Source organism: Nocardia sp. MH4, from assembly GCF_019266065.1.
In the GTDB taxonomy this organism is placed as follows: Bacteria; Actinomycetota; Actinomycetes; order Mycobacteriales; family Mycobacteriaceae; genus Nocardia; species Nocardia canadensis.
This window is the reverse complement of record NZ_LPNR01000086.1, coordinates 27384-45512: the sequence shown is the minus strand read 5'-3', so window position 1 is coordinate 45512 and position 18129 is coordinate 27384. Positions and strand designations below refer to the sequence as shown.

Here is an 18129-nt window from a genome sequence, read left to right as displayed (position 1 = left end):
GTGCGACATCACGCGGACTGCGGCTGCTCCTGATTGAGACCGGAACCACCGGTCAGGATCGCGCCGACCTTGCCGATCGGCTCCATCAGAGTCTTGATGTCGGTGAAGATCTTCTTCAGATCGTTCAGCATGTCTGCGTAGGAAAGACTGTCCCGGGCTATTCGGCGCAGTGCGGCGGGAATCACGTGCGCGGCCGCCGCACCGCTCGTCGCTATGAGTTCGATCGTCCAGCCGATCGCCGCGCCGACCAAGTTGGCGAGCAGGTCGCGGACCAGAGTGCGAACAGCGTCGACTGCCTTCGACACCGACTCCATCGACTTGCCCATCGTGGCCGCGATGCCACTAGCGGCATCGATTTGATCGATGAGACTGGAGGCACTGACCCGATACTGCTGACCGGAAGCACCCTGCCAATCGTCGATATCCTGCTCTACGCTGGACTTCCAGTCGGCGGCAACGGCCGTCAATTCGGTGGAGATCTTCGTCCAAGACTTTCCATATGCCTCGACGATGTCCGGGTTGCCGGCCAACTCGTCCAAGCCCTTCCGCATGAACTCCACGTGGTCGAGTATCCATTTCGCGACCTGGCTACCGATGAAGGCAAACGGATCCAACACCTTGTAGGCGACTTCCATGACACTGCCCGCCAATCCGAGCATGCCGAGCATGGCGGCGTCGACTTGCCCCGACGCGAAGTTGCCGTACACATCCCACGCGTCGCCGGCGATCGTGCCCTTCAAAATCCCAGGGGTGCCTGTCTTCTGGTCACCGTTGAGACCGACGTTGGAAAGAAGTGACACATCCTCCTGGTAATACGCCTGGTTGGAGTCCACGCCACTCGCGAGCAGCCCGTTCTCAGGCGCCTTCGGGTCATCGAAACCGACCACTGCTACCGACCCCCGTTCGATGCAGCGATCCCAGCTTTCAGTCCATCCAAGCTCGCACGGAACTTTCCGTCCACGTCTTCGACCGCCGACGCCACAGTCTCGAGCTTGCCGGGCAGTACCGACACCGATTCGGCCAACTTCCGAATCGCGGCGATCGCCGTCTCGTGATCGTCGTCGTATATCCATTCGACGAACGGTCGAGGTATCTCACCGAACCCGTCATCGGCGGAGCCGAGATAGGTGGCGGCTTCCAAAGCCGCGGTCATCTTCGACATCAGGTTCGTCATCTTGGTCGCATGCGCGCGGACTTCATCCGGATCAATCGAAAAATCAGCAGGACTCCCCATGATCAGACCAGCCACGACTTCCGGCTGTAGTACCGCTCGTCCTCGTCGGGCTCATCCGGCGCGACGACCGTTTCGCGGTTCGGCTTTCGGCTCCACGGCTGCGCGGGACTCGGCGGCGGCGGATAGGCGATTTCCCCGGCTGGTGGCCGCGAGGCATGTTCCGGTGCAAAGGAATTCGGCGCCTCGAGGTCCTGTTCCGCCGTACCGATCGGCTCCGGATCAGGGAACCGTTGCTCGTATCGACTGATCATGTCGACAGCAGGCGCATCGTTCCCGACCACGTCGCTCACGAGATTCGTGACCTGCCGGCGAAGTTTCGCCTGCGCACTCCGCATACATTCCATGATGGCGGCCGACACCACCACGGGATCCCTTCCCCGAGTGGATTCGGCCAGGGTGATCGCGCTGGGCACCCCGTTGCTGTCCACGGTCACTTCGACGCTGCCGTCCGTCGATCTCGCGGTAACGGCCAGCGCGACCATCGAGCGTTGCAGCTCGTCATACCTCTTCGCCGTATTCTCGAGCTGTTCGGCGAAACGGCGTGCGTGATCGATCGACTCGTCCAGCCTGTTCTCCACGAGAATTTTCCTCCCCATACCCTGAATCCCGCCACCCGGTGAGCGCGACCCTACCCGTGCGAGAATGGCGCGATGAACACGGGTGAGACCGAGCACCGCACCGCCGATACCACGCAGCGGCAGGTCGCGAAATATCATGGTGCGCCGGGAGATCCGAGGTACCCCTCGCCTCGTTCGATGCGCGCTTCCCTGGCGAGCACGGTGGACGGATGCTTGTGGCTGGCAACGTTCTTCGGCTCGTGCCTGTCCCTGATCGCACTTCCCGAGAGCCCGGAGGGCCTCTTGCTGGCGGTCGTGGTCCTGCCTGTCGCGACAGTCATCATCGTCAACTCGGTACTGCTACCGCGATGGGCACGCGCGAGTGTCGGTGACCTGATCTTCGGGCTGGTCAAGATTCGCCCGAGCGACGGAGGCCGACCGACGATCCCAGATCTCGCGCGCCACATCTGGAACCCCCGGTCTGGTCGCGACGACTCCGCCACCCCACGAGTCGTGCAGGTACGTCGCCGCGACACTCGTTGACGGAACAGGGAACCGACAGGGCCGGTGCCGCGTCCAATCCCCATAGGAACGGATCCGTCGCGATGATCTACCGGAACTGCGGTTCGGCGTCGAATGAGCAGCCTCGTGCCGCCTGGACGGTCCGGTAAGGTCGTTGCTCATCGGGCGGGGAGTCCCGGGGTGCCGGAATCGGTAGGAGAAACCTGTGCAGGCGAGTCGGAGAACGACGCTGGTCGCAGGCTTGGCTGTCGCGGGGATGCTGGCGGTGAGCGGGCGTGGATCCGACAGCCCGGATGACCAGGCGACCGCGGCTCCGACATCGACTGGGAGCGAGGACAACAACTGGAATACTCCGGGTAGCTCTCGCAAGTGGCTGGGCTGCAGGTGGACACAAAGTGACGGATTCGCGGCGAGTATCACGGCGACCACCATCACCGGGCAGAGCATCCGTGAGAGTCCACGTACTCAGTGGACTCCAGGCGAGCAGTCCACGATCGCGGGCCGCGCGGCGATCACCTTCCCCCGCGAAGGTTCCGCCTGGGCACAACTGCGCACCGGCCCGATCACCGATCGCCCCGAACCCCGGTCCAGCGCACGCTGGTTCGATTTCACCGACGACGGTCGCTATCTCATGCAGCGCAACCGCGAGCACGTACGGCTGAGTCCGGCCGGCGCCGCCGACCTGACCACGCTCTTCACGAACTGGATCGATCGAGCCCTCACCCGGCTGCACGAACAAGAGGAACATGCCATGTCGACACCATGGGGCGGTGGTCCGCGATGAACTGGCTCGCCAGAATCGACAGCATCACCAACGACCACATCGCCGCCACCCATCAGGTCGAAAGCCGGGTCGAACAGGTCGAGCGCGAAGCCGACGAGGCGACCCAGCAGATCGGCGAGCGAGTCGCCGCGATGGGGTTCGGCGCCGAGACGCCGGAGGAACGCGCGGCGCGAGAAGCCCGCGAGGAACGCGACCGACTGATGTACGAGTACCGAATGCGAGCACAGCAAGCGGCATCACCGGCCCACAGCCGGGAAGTCTATGTGCAGCCGTCGGATTGGACCGACGTCGACGACGCACGAGCCAATGGGTTCGGCCGTGACTCGTGGCTGGTGTAGCGGTATGGAGGGGATTTCCGGTGAGTGACTGGTTGAACATGAACGCGGACACTGTCCGCGCACAGAGCGCCAAGCTGCGTGGCGCCGCGCAAGAACTGTCGGCGGTCGCCGGGTCCTGGGGAAACATGTTCGACAAGAACGACCTGGGCGCCGAGTACGCCGCCGAAGCGGCGGCTATCGTCACTGGCTTCGAGCACACCACCACCGCGGTGAAGAACTGGTCGAGCGCCTGCACCGCATTCGGCGACGCGCTGACCAATAGCGCCGACAGCGTGCAGTACACCGACGCGCAGTTCTCCGCCGCGATCAATACGGTCTCGGTCGACACCAAGGGCGATCTGACCATCGGGGGGAAGTAGGCCATGTCGGACGATTCCAAGCTCAGCTTGGGTGCGGGCAATGCGGGCGCGTGGGTCACCGTCAACGGGGCCGGAACCGACAGGTCCGCCGTGTGGGCGGGCTACGGCGATCATGCCGCAGGCGACGTCGAAGTCGACGAGACGATCTCGGCCGACTCCGGCACGTACAACACGGCATTCGACGCAGGCCAGATCCTGTCGTACGGGTCGACACCTTGGGCCTCGAACGGAAGCATGGGCGGTGACGTCTACAAACCGTTCCTGAAGTGGTTCTATCTGGTACAGGAACGGTACGAGCTCTCCGGGGCCCCCGCGGCCACCGGCATCTCGCTGGACTCCGAAGACGCAATGGCCAAGGCGTACTTCAAGCAAGCGGACATGAAGCTGAACAATCTCGTCGGAGCCGCTCGCCGCATTTCAGCCGCGATGCCCAAGATCGAGACCGCGCAGAGTGATCAGGAGCAGGCCGTGCGGGTCCTCGACGGCGCATGGCAAGGCACGAGTGGTAGCGCGGCGAAGGTCAAGCTGAGCAACCTGAACTCCTGGTCCGACGAAGCAGCCACGGAAATCGGCCAGCTGCCCACTGTTCTCGAAGCCGCCGTCGACGGGATCAAGAGCTGCCTACAGCGAAAGGCCAACGCCTTCGGCAAGCTCTACGAAGTCACCAAAATCAATGGCGTCGACATGACCAATGGAAGTTGGGGCGGCCTAACCTTCAACGACAAAGGCGGCGACGACGCGTCGTCAGGCGACGATGATGTGTCGTTGATCCTCAACTATGCCGAACGACGAGGAATCGGCGATAAGGTCCGATTTCGTGTCGAGGAACTGATGGACCGTGGCGTGTTCGGGGTCGCCAGAACCACAGATGTTCTCACGGACTACAGAGCCGGGATGGACCCCACCTATTTCGATGATCAAGCCCAGGCACTCTGCGACCAATGGCGCAAACACTTTCGCGAGAGCGCCGAGGGATACTTCAGGGCCTACACGAATCTGTGCACCGAAACAGACACGGCGGTCAAGGCATATCTGAAGGTCGTCACCGACGCACTGAACAATGTCGAGCATCTGTCCACGCCACCAGCTCCGACCACCGAGCAACCGAATCCCCAGTCACCGGGCACATCACCGGCGACCAACCCGGCGGGCACCACAACCGACACCTCGACCGGCGCCGGCGGCACGACAACCGGAGACACCACCGGCACGACAACGGACGAGACGAAGACAACCACCGCCGGAATCACGAACCCGACATCGACAGATGACGATGACAGCTCGACCACGGACCTGAGCAGCCTGCTCTCCACGGTCTCGAGTGGACTGTCGACATTGAGTTCCGTGGTCAGCGAACTGTCGAGCCTGACCTCGGGATCATCGACCTCTGCCGAGTCCATCGCCGAATCGATCGGCACCGGCCTCAGCTCGCTCGGCACATCGATCACCAGCGGCATCGAGCAGTTGAGCACTCTGTTCAGCAGCACCGGTTCGACCGAATTCAATATTGCGGGAACCACTTTGAGTTTGGCCACCGGCACGGATGGACAGCTTCAACTCACCACAACCGACTCCACCGGCACCTCCCATCAATACGGCCTCACCCTGAACGAGAACGGCATCCCCGTGGTGAGCGACACCGCCTCGACGGGCTCTGTCGGCACCGGCGAGCCCTCGGCATCCTCCGGCCAAGGCCCCGCGGGCCTCGAAGACGCCGGGACATCCTCCGGCGCGACGCCGAATCCGACCGGCTCGCTCAACGCCAAAGGCCAGGAAGCCGAACACAACCCGGGTAGCTACCACGGCGCCCCGGCCTGGACCGCCGAGGACGAGCCCGCCGCCGAACCACCACCTACGGTCCCCGATACCCAGGCCGGCGATTCGGGTGCACAACTGGCGGAGGCCGGCCCACTGTAAGTCACCCGGAGGAACCGATCACCGGACGCATCCGCCGAACCTCGCGACGCCAGAAAGACAGGAACAACTGTGGACACCAGGGGGATTTCGGAGACCTTCGCCGGCTATGGGATTGAACGGATCCTGGGCAGAGGCGGAATGGGTACGGTGTATCTCGCCCGGCATCCGCGACTGCCGCGCCAGGTAGCTCTCAAGATTCTCAACGCAGATCTACTGGGCGACAATGAGATTCGGCAGCGATTCGAACGTGAAGCCGATCTGGTGGCACGACTCGATCACCCGAACATCGTGGCCGTGCAGGATCGCGGCATCGAAGGGCCGAATCTGTGGATCGCCATGCAATACGTTCCCGGATGCGATGGCGGCACCCTCGGCAGCGTCGATCCGGCGCGGGCGATCCGCATCATCATCGAAATCGCCGCGGCGCTGGACTTCGCCCACGGTCGCGGCATCCTGCATCGCGACGTGAAGCCCGCCAACATCCTGCTGTCCAGTCCTGATCCGCACCTACCCGAACGGGTGCTCCTCGCGGACTTCGGCATCGCGCGGCTCCGCGACGATGTCAGCGGCGTTACCCAGACCGGCACATTCACCGCCACGCTGGCCTACGCGTCTCCTGAACAGCTTTCCGGCCGAGTACTGGATCACCGCAGCGACCAGTATTCTCTGGCCTGCACACTATTCACCTTCCTCACCGGCACGCCCCCTTTCACCGCCACGAACCCGGCCGCGGTGATCGGCGCCCACCTGGCCGCGCCGGCACCTCGGGTGTCCGAACGACGACCGGGATCGGCGCCCGAGCTCGACTTGGTTATCCAACGCGCATTGGCGAAGGATCCGAATCACCGGTTCGCTTCCTGCACGGAGTTCGCCCTGGCAGCCGCTCGTGCGGTGGGCAACCACGCCGCCGCACCGGCGGGCTTGGCCGCCCCCGCTGGGAGACCACCGCTACCAGCGAATGCCCGGCCCATCGCCGCGCCGCCGCACAACTTTCCTCCGCCCGCGATACCCGCGCGCGTGCCACCGCGGCACCCGGGCCCGATGGGCCGAAGTCCCCTGTTGCTGACGCTGTGGTGCGCGTTCTTCGCTCTCGCGCTCAGCACCCGCGGACTGGCCTACTGGTTGAGGTGGTACCCGGAGGTCATGGTGGGGCCTGCCCTTGCGCTGGCCGTGCTGGTCCCGTTGGTGTCGGCGGCCAGATGGGGCCATCTCCTCGGATCTCGAACAGCACTCGCCGTCGGCCTCACGATCTGCGCGATCGGCAGCCCGCTGGCCCTGGCACTGGGACAAGGTTCCTTCCCGAGGGCCGCGGTGAGCGCCGCCGTAGTGATATCAGCCGCCGCGACAATGGGCAGCGCCCTGGCGGTCATCTTCAGCACGCGGGCACCGAAGCCCCTCGATGCGGGCGTGGCCGCGGTTCTCGCCGCCGTCCCCGTCACGCTGGTCGGCGCCATCGAGCTGATCTATCTCACGATGGATCAGGGGTGGTGGAGCCTCTGGCCGAACCTCTACCTCCTGCAACTCACGATCCCACCACTCGCGCTGCTGGCGCTGATCCTGCTGATCGCGCAACCCCCCGCACTCCGCACCGGCCCGCAGCAAGCACCGGTCACCTGGACACTGGCCGGCGGATCCGCGGCACTCACCGCCGCCGTTCCGATCATGTACACGCAGAACGAGCCGTCGCTGCTGATGTGGAGTGCCCTCTCGGTGGCCGTCGTCTTCGTGGCTCTCGCGATTCGCCTGACGACCCGGCGCAACGCAGACTGAACCGCGCACTGCGCAATCCGGTCCGGTTGGCCGGAACCGATCTCCACGCGATCGACTCGGTCGCGTCTTCAGCTGAAACGGACCGCTCGAACCTCGAGTCCTGGAATGCGTTCGAAGTGGCGGACGTTCGCCGTAGCGACTTGCCAGCCGATGCTCATCGCGGTAGCGGCGACCAGGACGTCATGGGCACCGTTCTCCTGGCCCCGCCGCGCTAGATCGGCCCACACACCCGCACGAATTCGGGCCGCGAGCATGTCGAACGGCTGTGGCGGAAACGCGGCGGTCGCCATTTCCACGAACGCCTCACGTCGGGACCGCAGTTCCGTGCTACGCACGGCCTCGAGGTCGTCGCCGAACTCGGGGTCGGGTGTCGCCGCCGATGTCAGCAGGCGGATGGCTTCATTCATCGCGCGACCGCGCCGACGGTCGGTCTCGGGGTACTCGTCCGGATGGACGATGACGCAGGCAAAGCTACCGAAAACCGTACAGATCCGTACATTTTTCCTGCCGATATCGGGTTCTGTGCGGCCTGACCCGGATTCCTCCCGGTCTTCGGCGCACCCCGAATGCGCCTAGGTTGTCCGATCAGACCTCGTCAGTCCAGCCAAGTAGAGCGACGGTAGTACTCGGATTCGGAATCGTAGTCGCCGTCGGACGGCGCCACCGTCGACCGAGCTTCCCGCGCTGCCCGAGCCCGCGCGACCGCTGCCCGGATCTCGGCCTGCCGCTGCTGCTCGGGAGTCATCGACGGGTCGGGGACGAAGGTCGCGGGCACCGGGGGTGCGGCAGCGCGGGCAGGCTCGTACACCGGTTCGGGCTGGACCGGTTGCGGTTCAGCGGATTCCGCAGCCTCCGCTTCCGGCTCCGCATCGGCCAGCTCGCGTAGCCGCTGGGCGGCGTCGACCGCGAACTGTTCTGCACGGAGCGAGGTCTGACGGTTGATCTCGTCGATCTCGTCCATCAAGATCGACGAACGCCGACGCGCCTCCGCCGCGATCTGCTCGATCTCTGCCGCGTAGTCCACAGTCGATCATTCTCCCGGAATCGATGGCGAACCGGCAGCGCTCACCGCGGTCACAGCGGCCCTGCCTCGGCGAGAACCGCGCCGCTGTCGCCCGGGTCGCTCACTGGGTGATCCTCGACGCTCGGCACATGCTCACCGTCGGTCTCCTGCTTGGTCGACCGGGGACCGACGGGCACACCACCAGCGACGGAACCCGAAGACTGTTCGCCCGAACCGATCTCGCTGGTGACCGGGGCGTTCGTCAGATCGGGAGTCTCGGATGTGGTCGCATCCGCGCCACCACGGCCTCCGGTACCCGCCTCGGCGAGCCCGGCTTCACCCTGGCCGCTACCGGATTGCGGTGTGCCCGAGCCCAGTACGCCCGTGGTGTCGTCCGCCTGCCCGGTCGTTGCGCCATCGACGGACGTGGAATCCTGCGTCAGCACCGGAATCCCGTTCTCGTCCAACGTCAACGTGTACTGCGTCGAGCCACCGTTGGCATCGGTCGTCGTCAACGACAGCCCGTTCTCGCTGGCCTCGATGCTCACCTCGGTATCGCCGAGTTGGAACGAAGCCTCCGTCTCGCCGGACAGCAAGCTGCTCGCCTGCTCGGTCAACTGCTCGATGCCGTCGCTGATCGAGGTACCAACCGATTCGACCGCCGAGGTGAGCGTGTCACCGAGATCGCCGGTCAGCGCTTCCGAGAGGGTGGTGCCGAGTTCGCTGATCGTCGAGGTGAGGGTACTCAGCGCGTCACTGGTATCCGAATCGTCGTCGGTGGTGGTGCTGGAATCGTCGGTAGTCTTCGCTCCGGTCGTTGTCTTCGTCGTCGAGCCGGTGGTCGTCGACGTGTCACCGTTCGAGGTCTGGGTACCCGCCGCCGTAGTTTGATTCCCGGCCGAGGTCGACTGGTTGCCATTCGTCGTCGTTTGGGTGCCTGCGGCCGTGGTTTGATCGCCGTTGGCCTTCACCTGTGTGCCGGCCGGAGGGGTCTTCTGCTCCTCTGTCGTGGTGGCAGCGACGGACTTCGCGCCGTCGTACGACTTTTCCTCGACTGCGTTGAGCGCGGTGACGATAAGGTCGTATTTGCCCTCGATCGCCGTGCGCGCAATCGAGCAGGCCGAGTTGAATGCGGTCACGCTTTGCTCGTATTTGAACACGAACGTCTGATTCAGCCATCGCTCGCACTCGGTCTTGATCTGCTCGGGGTACTTCTTCGGGAAGATCGCGCCAGGAATCATCTTCTCCCAGACTTCCTTCTCGATCTCCCCCGTTTCCTTGCCGGTGATCACCTGGTCGATATCGGTCGGCGTCAGATTCGCGACCGTGACCTTGCCGTCCACCAACAGTTCGTCGATAGCCTTGACCTTGTCCTTCACAGTCTGCAGGATCGTCGTGCTCGCCGTGTTCAAGGCATCGAGGACCTTCTGCACGGCCGTACAGTCCGTCTCCGAATGACTCGCCAGACTCGCAACGACTTGGATACCGCGGGTCCCCGCCTCCCCCTGCCACGACACGGGCAGCACCTGGCTGACCTGGCGTTGTTTGTCGGACTGAGACTTCGCGGTGGTCAGCGCCATCTGGAGGCCAGCCGCTGTTGCCGCCAATGTCTGAAGGTTGAGGCCGCGTTCTGCGTCGTATGCCGCGTAGATCGACGACAGAGTCATCGTCTCCGCCGCGGGAAATGCTCGCAGATACCTCGGTGTCAAATCTGTGAAAAACCCCAGGCCCTTGGCAGCGCCATCATCGAGTACCCCGTCGACGGTGTCAGCCATGATTGATCACCTCCCCTGTGAGCACGCTCATTGCCCGGCGGCCTGAGCGGCGATCTTCTTCTGGTCCTGGGCGTTGGAGTTGTCGACCCCGACCAGTTCGATGGTCGCGGTACCGATCGCTCCCGCGGTGTAGTCGGTGGCGGTGGTCCATCGGTTCAGCCAGCCGCTGATTCGATCGAACCCGGTGGCGATCTTCTGACCGCGGTCGGCATAGGCACGCCCTGCCTCTACACCGGACCCCCACGCATTGATATTCGTCGCGGCTTTGCGCAACTCACCGACAGTGGTCTTCAGATCATCGACCGATTGCCTGACCGCGGCCTGATTCACCACGATCCCGTTCGAGACGGTTGTGCTCATCCCCCACCTCCACAGTGCCGACTGCGCCACGGCGGCGCACTACCTATTTCGACGCGCGAACCGGCCCACCGGTTCCCTCACCGGCGGGCCGAGTTCACTCACTTCCCCAGGTTCCCCTGGTCGGTCCTGCGCCACTCCGATGTCCCGTCGGGATGTCGGTGGTACTCCCACGCCGCGTAATCCCCATCCGCCTCGACCACCGTCACGTGATCGGCGAAACCGTCGTGGTCGTAGTCGGACCAGATGGTGGTGTCGTGGGGGGTGGCGTCGGTCAGGGAGTCGACTACTCCGTCGCCGTCCAGGTCTTGGGACGGGGTGTGGAGCTCGACCGGGCCGAGGCCGCCCAGGGGGGAATGGGCGTCGATGTCGGGTAGGCCGAGGCCGGGGATGTCGCCCGAGGTGACCATGGGACTCCTCCTCAAACGGAAAACTCGCGGATGACGGCGCGGCGGGGTTGCCACCATCCTGTCATCCGCGAGCGGTTGCCGGAGCGGTCGGGCCTTACTTCTTGGGCATGATCAGCCACAGGACCAGGTAGAGGAGGAACTGGGGGCCGGGCAGCAGGCAGGAGACGACGAAGACCAGACGGACGACGTTGGCGTTCCAGCCGAAGTACTCGGCGATGCCACCGCAGACGCCTGCGATCCATGTGTCGCTGGTCGAACGGGTGAAGCGGCGGGCGGGGGCAGTCATTGTGTGTTGCCTTCCTCGGGAAGTGGTGATGACTCCACTGTGCCGAGCCAGGACCCCGGCCCGCATCGGTCGGCAGACCCATCCGCACCCTGATTTCCGGCGGGCCCGATCTCAGGGTCCGACCCCGAGGCGGGCAGACTTAGGCGGTGAGCACGACATTGCAAGCCACCGGTCTGTCCGCCGGCCACGCCGAGCGGACGCTGTTCGCCGACCTCGATTTCACCCTCGCGCCCGGCGATGTGATCGGGCTGGTCGGGGTCAACGGCGCGGGCAAGTCGACGCTGCTGCGGATGCTGGCCGACGGGGTGGCCGGCGAGGGCAGCATCACGCTCAGCCCGCCGGACGCGACGGTCGGGTATCTGACGCAGGAGCCGGAGCGGATCGAGGGCGAGACGGTCCTCGAGTTCCTGGCCCGCCGGACCGGGGTCGCGCACGCGCAGCAGGTGATGGACGCCGCGGCGGAACGGCTCGGTGACGGCGGGGACGACGATTATTCGCCCGCTCTCGAGCACTGGCTGGCACTCGGCGGCGCGGATCTGGACCAGCGCGCCGAGGAGGTGGCCGCCGATCTCGGGCTCACCCACGGACTGGTCAGCGGCCTGGATACCCCGATGACGGGACTGTCCGGCGGTCAGGCCGCCCGCGCGGGGCTGGCTTCGGTGTTGTTGTCGCGCTTCGACATTCTGCTGCTCGACGAGCCGACCAACGATCTGGACCTCGACGGCCTGGACCGGCTGGAGCGCTTCGTCACAGGTGTCCGGGTGCCCTTGATGGTGATCAGCCATGATCGGGAGTTCTTGGCGCGCACCGTGAATCGGGTGTTGGAGCTGGATCTGGCCCAGCAGCAGGTCGGGCTCTACGACGGCGGGTACGAGGCGTACCTGGCCGAGCGGGAGATCGCCCGCAAACACGCCCGCGAGGCCTACGACGAATTCGCCGACACCAAGGCTGGTTTGGAGGCGCGGGCGCAGATGCAGCGCAACTGGCTCGAGCACGGCGTGCGCAATGCGCGGCGCAAGGGCAAGAACGACTCGGACAAGATGGGGCGCAAGACCCGCGCCGAGTCCACCGAGAAGCAGGCCGCCAAGGCCCGGCAGACCCAGCGCCGGATCGAGCGGCTGGACGTGGTCGAGGAGCCGCGCAAGGAGTGGGAGCTGCGGATGGAGATCGCGACCGCGCCCCGCAGCGGCGCGGTGGTGGCGACCGCGGCGAACGCCGTCGTGCGGCGCGGCGATTTCGTCCTCGGGCCGATCACCACACAGATCGACTGGGCCGACCGGATCGTGCTGACCGGCGCCAACGGTTCGGGCAAGTCCACCCTGCTCGGTTTGCTGCTGGGTAAGATCGCGCCCGATTCCGGTTCGGCCGCACTGGGTTCCGGTGTGCTGATCGGCGAGGTCGATCAGGCTCGCGGGCTGTTCCGCGGACCCGACGCCCTGGCCGACACCTTCAGCGCCGCGATGCCCGAGTGGCCAGATGCCGACGTGCGCACGCTGCTGGCGAAATTCGGCCTGCGCGGTCCACACGTGACCAGGGCCTGCGACACCCTGTCGCCCGGCGAGCGCACCCGCGCCGCGCTGGCGCTGCTGCAGGCGCGCGGCGTGAACCTGCTGGTCCTGGACGAGCCGACCAACCACCTCGACCTGCCCGCCATCGAACAGCTCGAGCAGGCCGTCGAATCCTTCACCGGCACGCTGATTCTGGTGACGCATGATCGCCGGATGCTGGATTCTGTTCGTGCGACCCGCCGTTGGCACATGACGAGCGGGTCGCTCACCGAGGGTTAGGACGTGCCATGGACATCGCACTGGGGATCGACACCCGCGTCACGCTGCTCGTCACCGGGCTGATCTTCCTGAGCGCCCTGCTGCTCGGGGTGTGGAAGTACCACGGCATCCGTACCTCGGCCGCGGGCGCGGCGCACGTCTACGTCGACATTGCGCATCGCGCGGCGCTGTTGTATTCCTTCGCAGGCGTGCTGCTCGCGGTGTTCACCGAGCTCAGCGCGTGGCCGACGGTGGTCAACCTGAGTGCGGACCTGGTGATTCTCGCGTTCTTCGCCGGTGCGATCGCCAGTTACGCGCTGCACGGGTGGCGGCGCGACACGACCAACCAGTTCGCCGGGCGGATCCCCGCCGAACTGCGGCTGTCGATGTACGGGCTGATGGTGGGCGAGATCGTCGGGTTCCTGGTGCTGTTCAGCGGATTCGCCGTCGGCCAGTTCTGATCAGAACGACTGCACCACGGCCGCTTCCGCGGCACCGAACAGGTCGATGTCGGACCCGAGTTTCGCGCCGATCAGTCCGGCGAGACCGGTCACGAACAGAATCGCCACGACGACGATGAACGACCGGGAGCGCGGCACCCGTGGCACGGGGAAGGAATACCCGCGCGACGGTTCACCGACCGGCTCGTAGTGCTCGACCGGCTGACCGTAGCCCTCGTCGCGGATCGGGACGGTGTGCGAATACCCCTGCGGCACATCCCGGCACCCCGGCCGGCCGCACGCGCCACCGCAGCGGTGGTAGGGATCGGGCTCGCCGTAGTCGACCGGGTAGCGGTCCTCGTCGCGGTAGTTCCGGGCAGACAGCGGCGGCATGAATCGGCCCCCTTCGAATCGTGCTGCGCGCCAAACTATCCGGTGCGCCGAGCAGCACACGCGCCACCGGCACACAGGTCCTACGGCGTATGCCGATAGTAGATGGGCCGGGCGCGACCCGCCAGGTGGAGTCAGACTGCCGCGACCCGTTTGGCCAGATCGTCGGCGAGCTGACGCGCCTGCGCCGGGTCGGTGGCCTCGACCATCACCCGCACCAGCTGCTCGGTTCCGCTGGGCCGCAACAGCACCCGGCCGGACTCGCCGAGAATCCGCTCGGCCTCGGCGACCGCGTCCCGCACCTCGGGAGCGGCGGCGACCGCGGCCTTGTCGCTGACCGGCACGTTCACCAGCACCTGCGGCACGGTGCTCATCACCGCGGCCAGCTCGCTCAGCGGACGCCCGGTCTGGGCCATCCGCGCCATCAGCCGCAGGCCGGTGAGCACGCCGTCACCGGTGGTGCCGTAGCGCGGGAACACGACGTGCCCGGACTGCTCGCCACCGAGGCTGAACCCGCCGCGACGCAGCTCTTCGAGCACGTAGCGGTCGCCGACGGCGGCCGTGAGCACGGTGATCCCGGCGGCGCGCATGGCGATGTGCAGGCCGAGGTTGCTCATCACGGTCGCGACCAGGGTGTCGGCGACGAGCTCGCCCGACTCCCGCATCGCCAGCGCCAGCACGGCCATGATCGCGTCACCGTCGACGATCTCGCCCGCGGCGTCCACCGCCAGGCACCGGTCGGCGTCGCCGTCGAGGGCGATGCCCAGGTCGGCGCCGTGGGCGAGGACGGCGGCGCGAACCGCGTCCAGGTGGGTCGAGCCGCAGCCGTCGTTGATGTTGAGGCCGTCGGGTTCGGCGTTGATCGCGATCACCGTCGCGCCCGCCTCCCGGTACACCTGCGGCGCCACCTCCGAGGCCGCGCCGTGCGCGCAGTCGACGACGACGGTCAGGCCGGACAGGTCCTGGCCGGTGGACTCGAGCAGGTGCTCGACATAGCGTTCGTGGGTGCCCTCGACGGTGTAGTCGCCGCGCACGCGGCCGATGCCCGCACCGGTCGGACGCACCGTGACACCCTCGGTGATCAGCGCTTCGATCCGCTGTTCCACGGCGTCGTCGAGCTTGTGCCCGCCCGCCGCGAAGATCTTGATGCCGTTGTCGGGCATGGGATTGTGCGAGGCGGAGATCATCACGCCGAAGCACGCGTCGTAGAGGCCGGTCAGGTACGCCACGGCCGGGGTGGGCAGCACGCCCACCGAGAGGACATCGACACCGACGGAGGTCAGGCCCGCGGTCACCGCGGCCTCGAGCATCTCGCCGCTGGCCCGCGGATCCCGGCCGAGCACCGCGACCGCGCGCTTCTTGCCGCGCGAGAGCACCTGCGCGGCCGCACCCGCGACGCGCATCGCCAGTTCCGGGCTCAGTGACTCGTTGGCGAGCCCGCGAACACCGTCTGTGCCGAACAGCCGTCCCATAAAACCCTCTACTGGTAGTAGGTCCCCGAATACAGCACGAGAGCAGGCGACCAGCCGTGCTGGAAGCCTGCTCTCGCACACGTGCTCCACCGACCGAGCCCCTCCCCGCTCTCGCGGGCAGCATACCTAGCGTATGCGCGGGACGGTGGCCGGCAGTGCGTAAATCAGCGCTTCGAGTACTGAGGCGCCTTACGGGCCTTCTTCAGACCGTACTTCTTACGCTCGGTGGCACGCGGGTCACGAGTCAGGAAGCCGGCACGCTTGAGCGCGGGGCGATCCTCAGGGGTGACCTCGATCAGCGCGCGGGCGATGGCCAGACGCAGAGCGCCTGCCTGACCCGACGGGCCGCCACCGACCAGGCGAGCGAAGATGTCGAAGCTCTCGACACGCTCGACGGTGACCAGCGGGGACTTCACGAGCTGCTGGTGCACCTTGTTCGGGAAGTAGTCCTCGATGGTGCGGCCGTTGAGCACGAAGTTGCCCGAGCCGGGAACCAGGCGCACGCGAACGACGGCTTCCTTACGGCGGCCGACGGTCTGCACCGGGCGATCGATCACGATCGGGGCGTAGGTGGCCTCTTCGACGTACTCGGCTTCGTAGCCTTCGCCGTCTTCGACAACCTCGACCACGGTCTCGTCGACCACGTCGTACTCTTCGTTGAACTCTTCAGGAGCGGTCACTGGGCCACCTGCTTGATCTCGAACGGAACCGGCTGCTGCGCGGCGTGGGGGTGGTTCGGGCCTGCGTAGACCTTCAGCTTGCCCGCGATCGCGTTACCCAGCTTGTTCTTCGGGATCATGCCCTTGACGGCCTTCTCCACGAGACGATCGGGACGGGTCGCCAACACCTCGCCGACAGTGCGCGACTTGAGGCCGCCCGGGTGTCCGCTGTGGTGGTGGATGAGCTTGTCCTGCTTCTTGTTGCCGGAGATGGCAACCTTGTCCGCGTTGATGATGATGACGAAGTCGCCACCATCGACGTGCGGGGCGTAGGTCGGCTTGCCCTTGCCGCGCAGCAGGCCAGCGGCCTGCACGGCAAGACGGCCGAGGACTACGTCAGTGGCGTCGATGACGTACCACTTACGGGTCACGTCACCCGCCTTGGGGCTGTACGTAGGCACAGTCGTTCCCTGTCTGTCGTCGGTGTTGCCGGCCACGGGTGTGGTTCGAGAGCGTCCCGGCGGCCGGTGGAGACCCGGGACTTCGAGGAGACGCCGATCCGCGAACGGTTCGGCGTTCCACACGCCAGCGAGCCACGATACCAGCTACGCATCACGCCACCACAATCGGGCGAGCGGCTAGATCACCACCGGCGGGCCGGGGTCGGTCGCGCCCGCGGGCCCGGGGATCAGGTAGCGCAGTGTATCGATGCCCGGGGTGACGCAGGCGTTGTCCTCGATCAGGCCGCCGCCGCGCGCGCTCGCGATGCCCTCCGGCGGGACCGTGTTCGCGTAGGGGGTGAACGCGCAGGTCACCCGCTCCCCCTCGGCCGCGACCGCGGGACCGGCGGCATTCGCGTGCAGGCCCGTCGCCGCCAGTGCGACCATGCCGAGCACCGCCGGTGCCCCGAAGAAGCCCTTCTTCACCTTGCCCATCAGCTTGCCGCGGCGATCGTCGTCGTCGGGCTCGGCCAGCGCGTGCCGCGGCGATCCGCTCGCCTGCGCGGGCGGTCCGGCGACGATGCCCGCGGGGCTCGGCGGCTGACCGGTCTGCGGCGCCGGGGCGCCCCAGCCGACCTGCGCGGCATACCCCTGGCCGGGGTGCTGCGTCTCGGGATAGTCGTCTTCGTCCAGGTCCGGCTCGGTGACCAGCAGATGCGCGGCACCGAGAACCAGCGCGTGCATCGGGTGATCGGCCACGTGCAGGCGCTGGCCGAGGTGGTTCTGGAAGGCCAGCCGCAGCGCGTCGTTGAAGCAGACATTGCCCGCCAGCAGCACCGTCGAGGTGTCGGCGCCGATCGAGCGGGCCGCCGCCATCGCCTCGATCACCACATTGTCGGCCGAGCGGGCATCGCGCAGCGCCTCCGCGGTCACCGCGACCTCGACCGATTCGGTCGGCTGCTCGTCGTCGCCGTGCACCGCGACGACCAGCAGCGTGCGGCCGTCGGAGTACACGCCGGTCGCGCCGATGCCGTGCCGGTGCCGTTCGCTGGGCGGCGAGACCAGCCCGAGCGCGCGCACGTAGCCCGACAGCGCGACGCTCTCCGGCAGCGGCTCGACCACCACGTCGAGTTGCTCGACGAGCGCGGCATAGGTGTCGACCTTCTCCTCGGGCCAGCTGTCCGGATGCGGCAGCGCGACCAGCTGCGGCTTGCCGCGCAGGTACTTGCCGACCGCGGCCAGCGGGTTGTAGAGCCGGGCCCGGAACACCAGCTCGGCGGGCCAGGTGGCGCCGGCGATGACGATCTGCGGGTGCCCGAGGATGTCGCGCACGTCGGCGATCGCCATGCCGAGATCCGGTCGCTGCCGGTCGACACCTGCGGTGTGCAGCCTGCCCGCGGCGTCGGCGAGCAGATAGGCGGGTGGGGTGTAGGTGCCCTCCACCTGAACCGGGCGGATCGGAGTCTCACCGCCGCCCGCGGCAACGGACACCACATCCCACCCCAGATGCAGGGCCCCAACTCGAACGGTCACAGGCTCAAGTGTGCCCGGTCGGCGGGCGACACGCGCAGCATGCCCGCCGATATGGCCCTGACCTTGCGATCCCCGCTCATGCGGTGCCCGCTCAGGCATGCTCGGGCGCCCTCCGTG

General features: G+C 66.6%; 22 protein-coding genes. 8 read left to right on the top strand and 14 right to left on the bottom strand.

Annotated features, from left to right (window positions below):
* Positions 1-8: 8 nt before the first annotated feature.
* The 3 genes from ATM97_RS10315 to ATM97_RS10305 are packed head-to-tail and all read right to left on the bottom strand — an operon-like array spanning position 9 to position 1812.
* A complete protein-coding gene (locus ATM97_RS10315) occupies positions 9-887 on the bottom strand; it encodes a hypothetical protein (protein ID WP_218717744.1) in 879 nt (292 codons plus the stop codon).
* 2 nt (positions 888-889) lie between these two features.
* The gene (locus ATM97_RS10310; protein WP_218717743.1) at positions 890-1249 is read right to left on the bottom strand and encodes a hypothetical protein; all 360 of its coding nucleotides are present in this window, start codon (positions 1247-1249) and stop codon (positions 890-892) included.
* Positions 1237-1812, bottom strand: a complete 576-nt coding sequence (locus ATM97_RS10305; protein ID WP_218717742.1) for a YbaB/EbfC family nucleoid-associated protein — start codon at positions 1810-1812, stop codon at positions 1237-1239. Before ATM97_RS10305 ends, ATM97_RS10310 begins: the two co-directional genes overlap by 13 nt.
* A gap of 72 nt (positions 1813-1884) precedes the next feature.
* On the opposite strand from ATM97_RS10305, the gene ATM97_RS10300 reads away from it, so the two are divergent.
* The 6 genes from ATM97_RS10300 (at position 1885) to ATM97_RS10275 (ending at position 7481) form a co-directional block, all read left to right on the top strand.
* Complete coding sequence (locus tag ATM97_RS10300; RefSeq protein WP_218717741.1) at positions 1885-2334, top strand: hypothetical protein; 450 nt, start codon at positions 1885-1887, stop codon at positions 2332-2334.
* Positions 2335-2518: 184 nt separating this feature from the next.
* Positions 2519-3097, top strand: a complete 579-nt coding sequence (locus tag ATM97_RS10295; protein ID WP_218717740.1) for a DUF3558 domain-containing protein — start codon at positions 2519-2521, stop codon at positions 3095-3097.
* Positions 3094-3435 (top strand): hypothetical protein, encoded by a 342-nt coding sequence (locus ATM97_RS10290; RefSeq protein ID WP_218717739.1) that lies wholly within the window; start codon positions 3094-3096, stop codon positions 3433-3435. Before ATM97_RS10295 ends, ATM97_RS10290 begins: the two co-directional genes overlap by 4 nt.
* 20 nt (positions 3436-3455) lie before the next feature.
* Entirely contained in the window at positions 3456-3794 is a 339-nt protein-coding gene (locus ATM97_RS10285; RefSeq protein ID WP_218717738.1) for a hypothetical protein, read from the top strand.
* Positions 3795-3797: 3 nt separating this feature from the next.
* Positions 3798-5711: a hypothetical protein gene (locus ATM97_RS10280; RefSeq protein ID WP_218717737.1), complete on the top strand. Its 1914-nt coding sequence runs from the start codon at positions 3798-3800 to the stop codon at positions 5709-5711.
* A gap of 69 nt (positions 5712-5780) precedes the next feature.
* Positions 5781-7481, top strand: coding sequence for a serine/threonine-protein kinase (locus tag ATM97_RS10275; RefSeq protein WP_308248439.1), 1701 nt, complete (start codon positions 5781-5783; stop codon positions 7479-7481).
* Between the two features lie 68 nt (positions 7482-7549).
* Here ATM97_RS10275 and ATM97_RS10270 read toward each other — a convergent pair whose 3' ends face one another.
* The 6 genes from ATM97_RS10270 to ATM97_RS10245 all read right to left on the bottom strand — a co-directional run bounded on the left by ATM97_RS10270 (position 7550) and on the right by ATM97_RS10245 (position 11312).
* Complete coding sequence (locus ATM97_RS10270) at positions 7550-7888, bottom strand: hypothetical protein (protein WP_218717736.1); 339 nt, start codon at positions 7886-7888, stop codon at positions 7550-7552.
* Between the two features lie 188 nt (positions 7889-8076).
* A complete protein-coding gene (locus tag ATM97_RS10265; RefSeq protein WP_218717735.1) occupies positions 8077-8505 on the bottom strand; it encodes a hypothetical protein in 429 nt (142 codons plus the stop codon).
* Between the two features lie 50 nt (positions 8506-8555).
* Positions 8556-10259: a hypothetical protein gene (locus ATM97_RS10260; protein WP_218717734.1), complete on the bottom strand. Its 1704-nt coding sequence runs from the start codon at positions 10257-10259 to the stop codon at positions 8556-8558.
* A 27-nt stretch (positions 10260-10286) separates the two neighbouring features.
* Positions 10287-10619: a hypothetical protein gene (locus tag ATM97_RS10255; RefSeq protein WP_218717733.1), complete on the bottom strand. Its 333-nt coding sequence runs from the start codon at positions 10617-10619 to the stop codon at positions 10287-10289.
* A 98-nt stretch (positions 10620-10717) separates the two neighbouring features.
* A complete protein-coding gene (locus ATM97_RS10250) occupies positions 10718-11026 on the bottom strand; it encodes a DUF6802 family protein (protein ID WP_218717732.1) in 309 nt (102 codons plus the stop codon).
* A 94-nt stretch (positions 11027-11120) separates the two neighbouring features.
* A complete protein-coding gene (locus ATM97_RS10245) occupies positions 11121-11312 on the bottom strand; it encodes a PspC domain-containing protein (protein ID WP_218717731.1) in 192 nt (63 codons plus the stop codon).
* Between the two features lie 146 nt (positions 11313-11458).
* On the opposite strand from ATM97_RS10245, the gene ATM97_RS10240 reads away from it, so the two are divergent.
* Together ATM97_RS10240 and ATM97_RS10235 are read left to right on the top strand one after the other, a co-directional pair.
* On the top strand, positions 11459-13099 hold the full coding sequence (locus ATM97_RS10240; RefSeq protein WP_218717730.1) for an ABC-F family ATP-binding cassette domain-containing protein: 1641 nt from the start codon (positions 11459-11461) through the stop codon (positions 13097-13099).
* A gap of 8 nt (positions 13100-13107) precedes the next feature.
* Positions 13108-13539, top strand: a complete 432-nt coding sequence (locus tag ATM97_RS10235) for a hypothetical protein (RefSeq protein ID WP_218717729.1) — start codon at positions 13108-13110, stop codon at positions 13537-13539.
* Here the strand turns inward: ATM97_RS10235 and ATM97_RS10230 are convergent, their stop codons facing one another.
* From ATM97_RS10230 to ATM97_RS10210, 5 genes are all read right to left on the bottom strand, one after another.
* Positions 13540-13911: a hypothetical protein gene (locus tag ATM97_RS10230; RefSeq protein WP_218717728.1), complete on the bottom strand. Its 372-nt coding sequence runs from the start codon at positions 13909-13911 to the stop codon at positions 13540-13542.
* 131 nt (positions 13912-14042) lie between these two features.
* Positions 14043-15380, bottom strand: coding sequence for a phosphoglucosamine mutase (gene glmM / locus ATM97_RS10225; protein WP_218717727.1), 1338 nt, complete (start codon positions 15378-15380; stop codon positions 14043-14045).
* Between the two features lie 164 nt (positions 15381-15544).
* The gene (rpsI, locus tag ATM97_RS10220) at positions 15545-16060 is read right to left on the bottom strand and encodes a 30S ribosomal protein S9 (RefSeq protein ID WP_308248438.1); all 516 of its coding nucleotides are present in this window, start codon (positions 16058-16060) and stop codon (positions 15545-15547) included.
* On the bottom strand, positions 16057-16500 hold the full coding sequence (gene rplM / locus ATM97_RS10215; protein ID WP_022567307.1) for a 50S ribosomal protein L13: 444 nt from the start codon (positions 16498-16500) through the stop codon (positions 16057-16059). Before rplM ends, rpsI begins: the two co-directional genes overlap by 4 nt.
* A gap of 177 nt (positions 16501-16677) precedes the next feature.
* Positions 16678-18012, bottom strand: coding sequence for a hypothetical protein (locus ATM97_RS10210; RefSeq protein WP_308248437.1), 1335 nt, complete (start codon positions 18010-18012; stop codon positions 16678-16680).
* Positions 18013-18129: the final 117 nt, after the last annotated feature.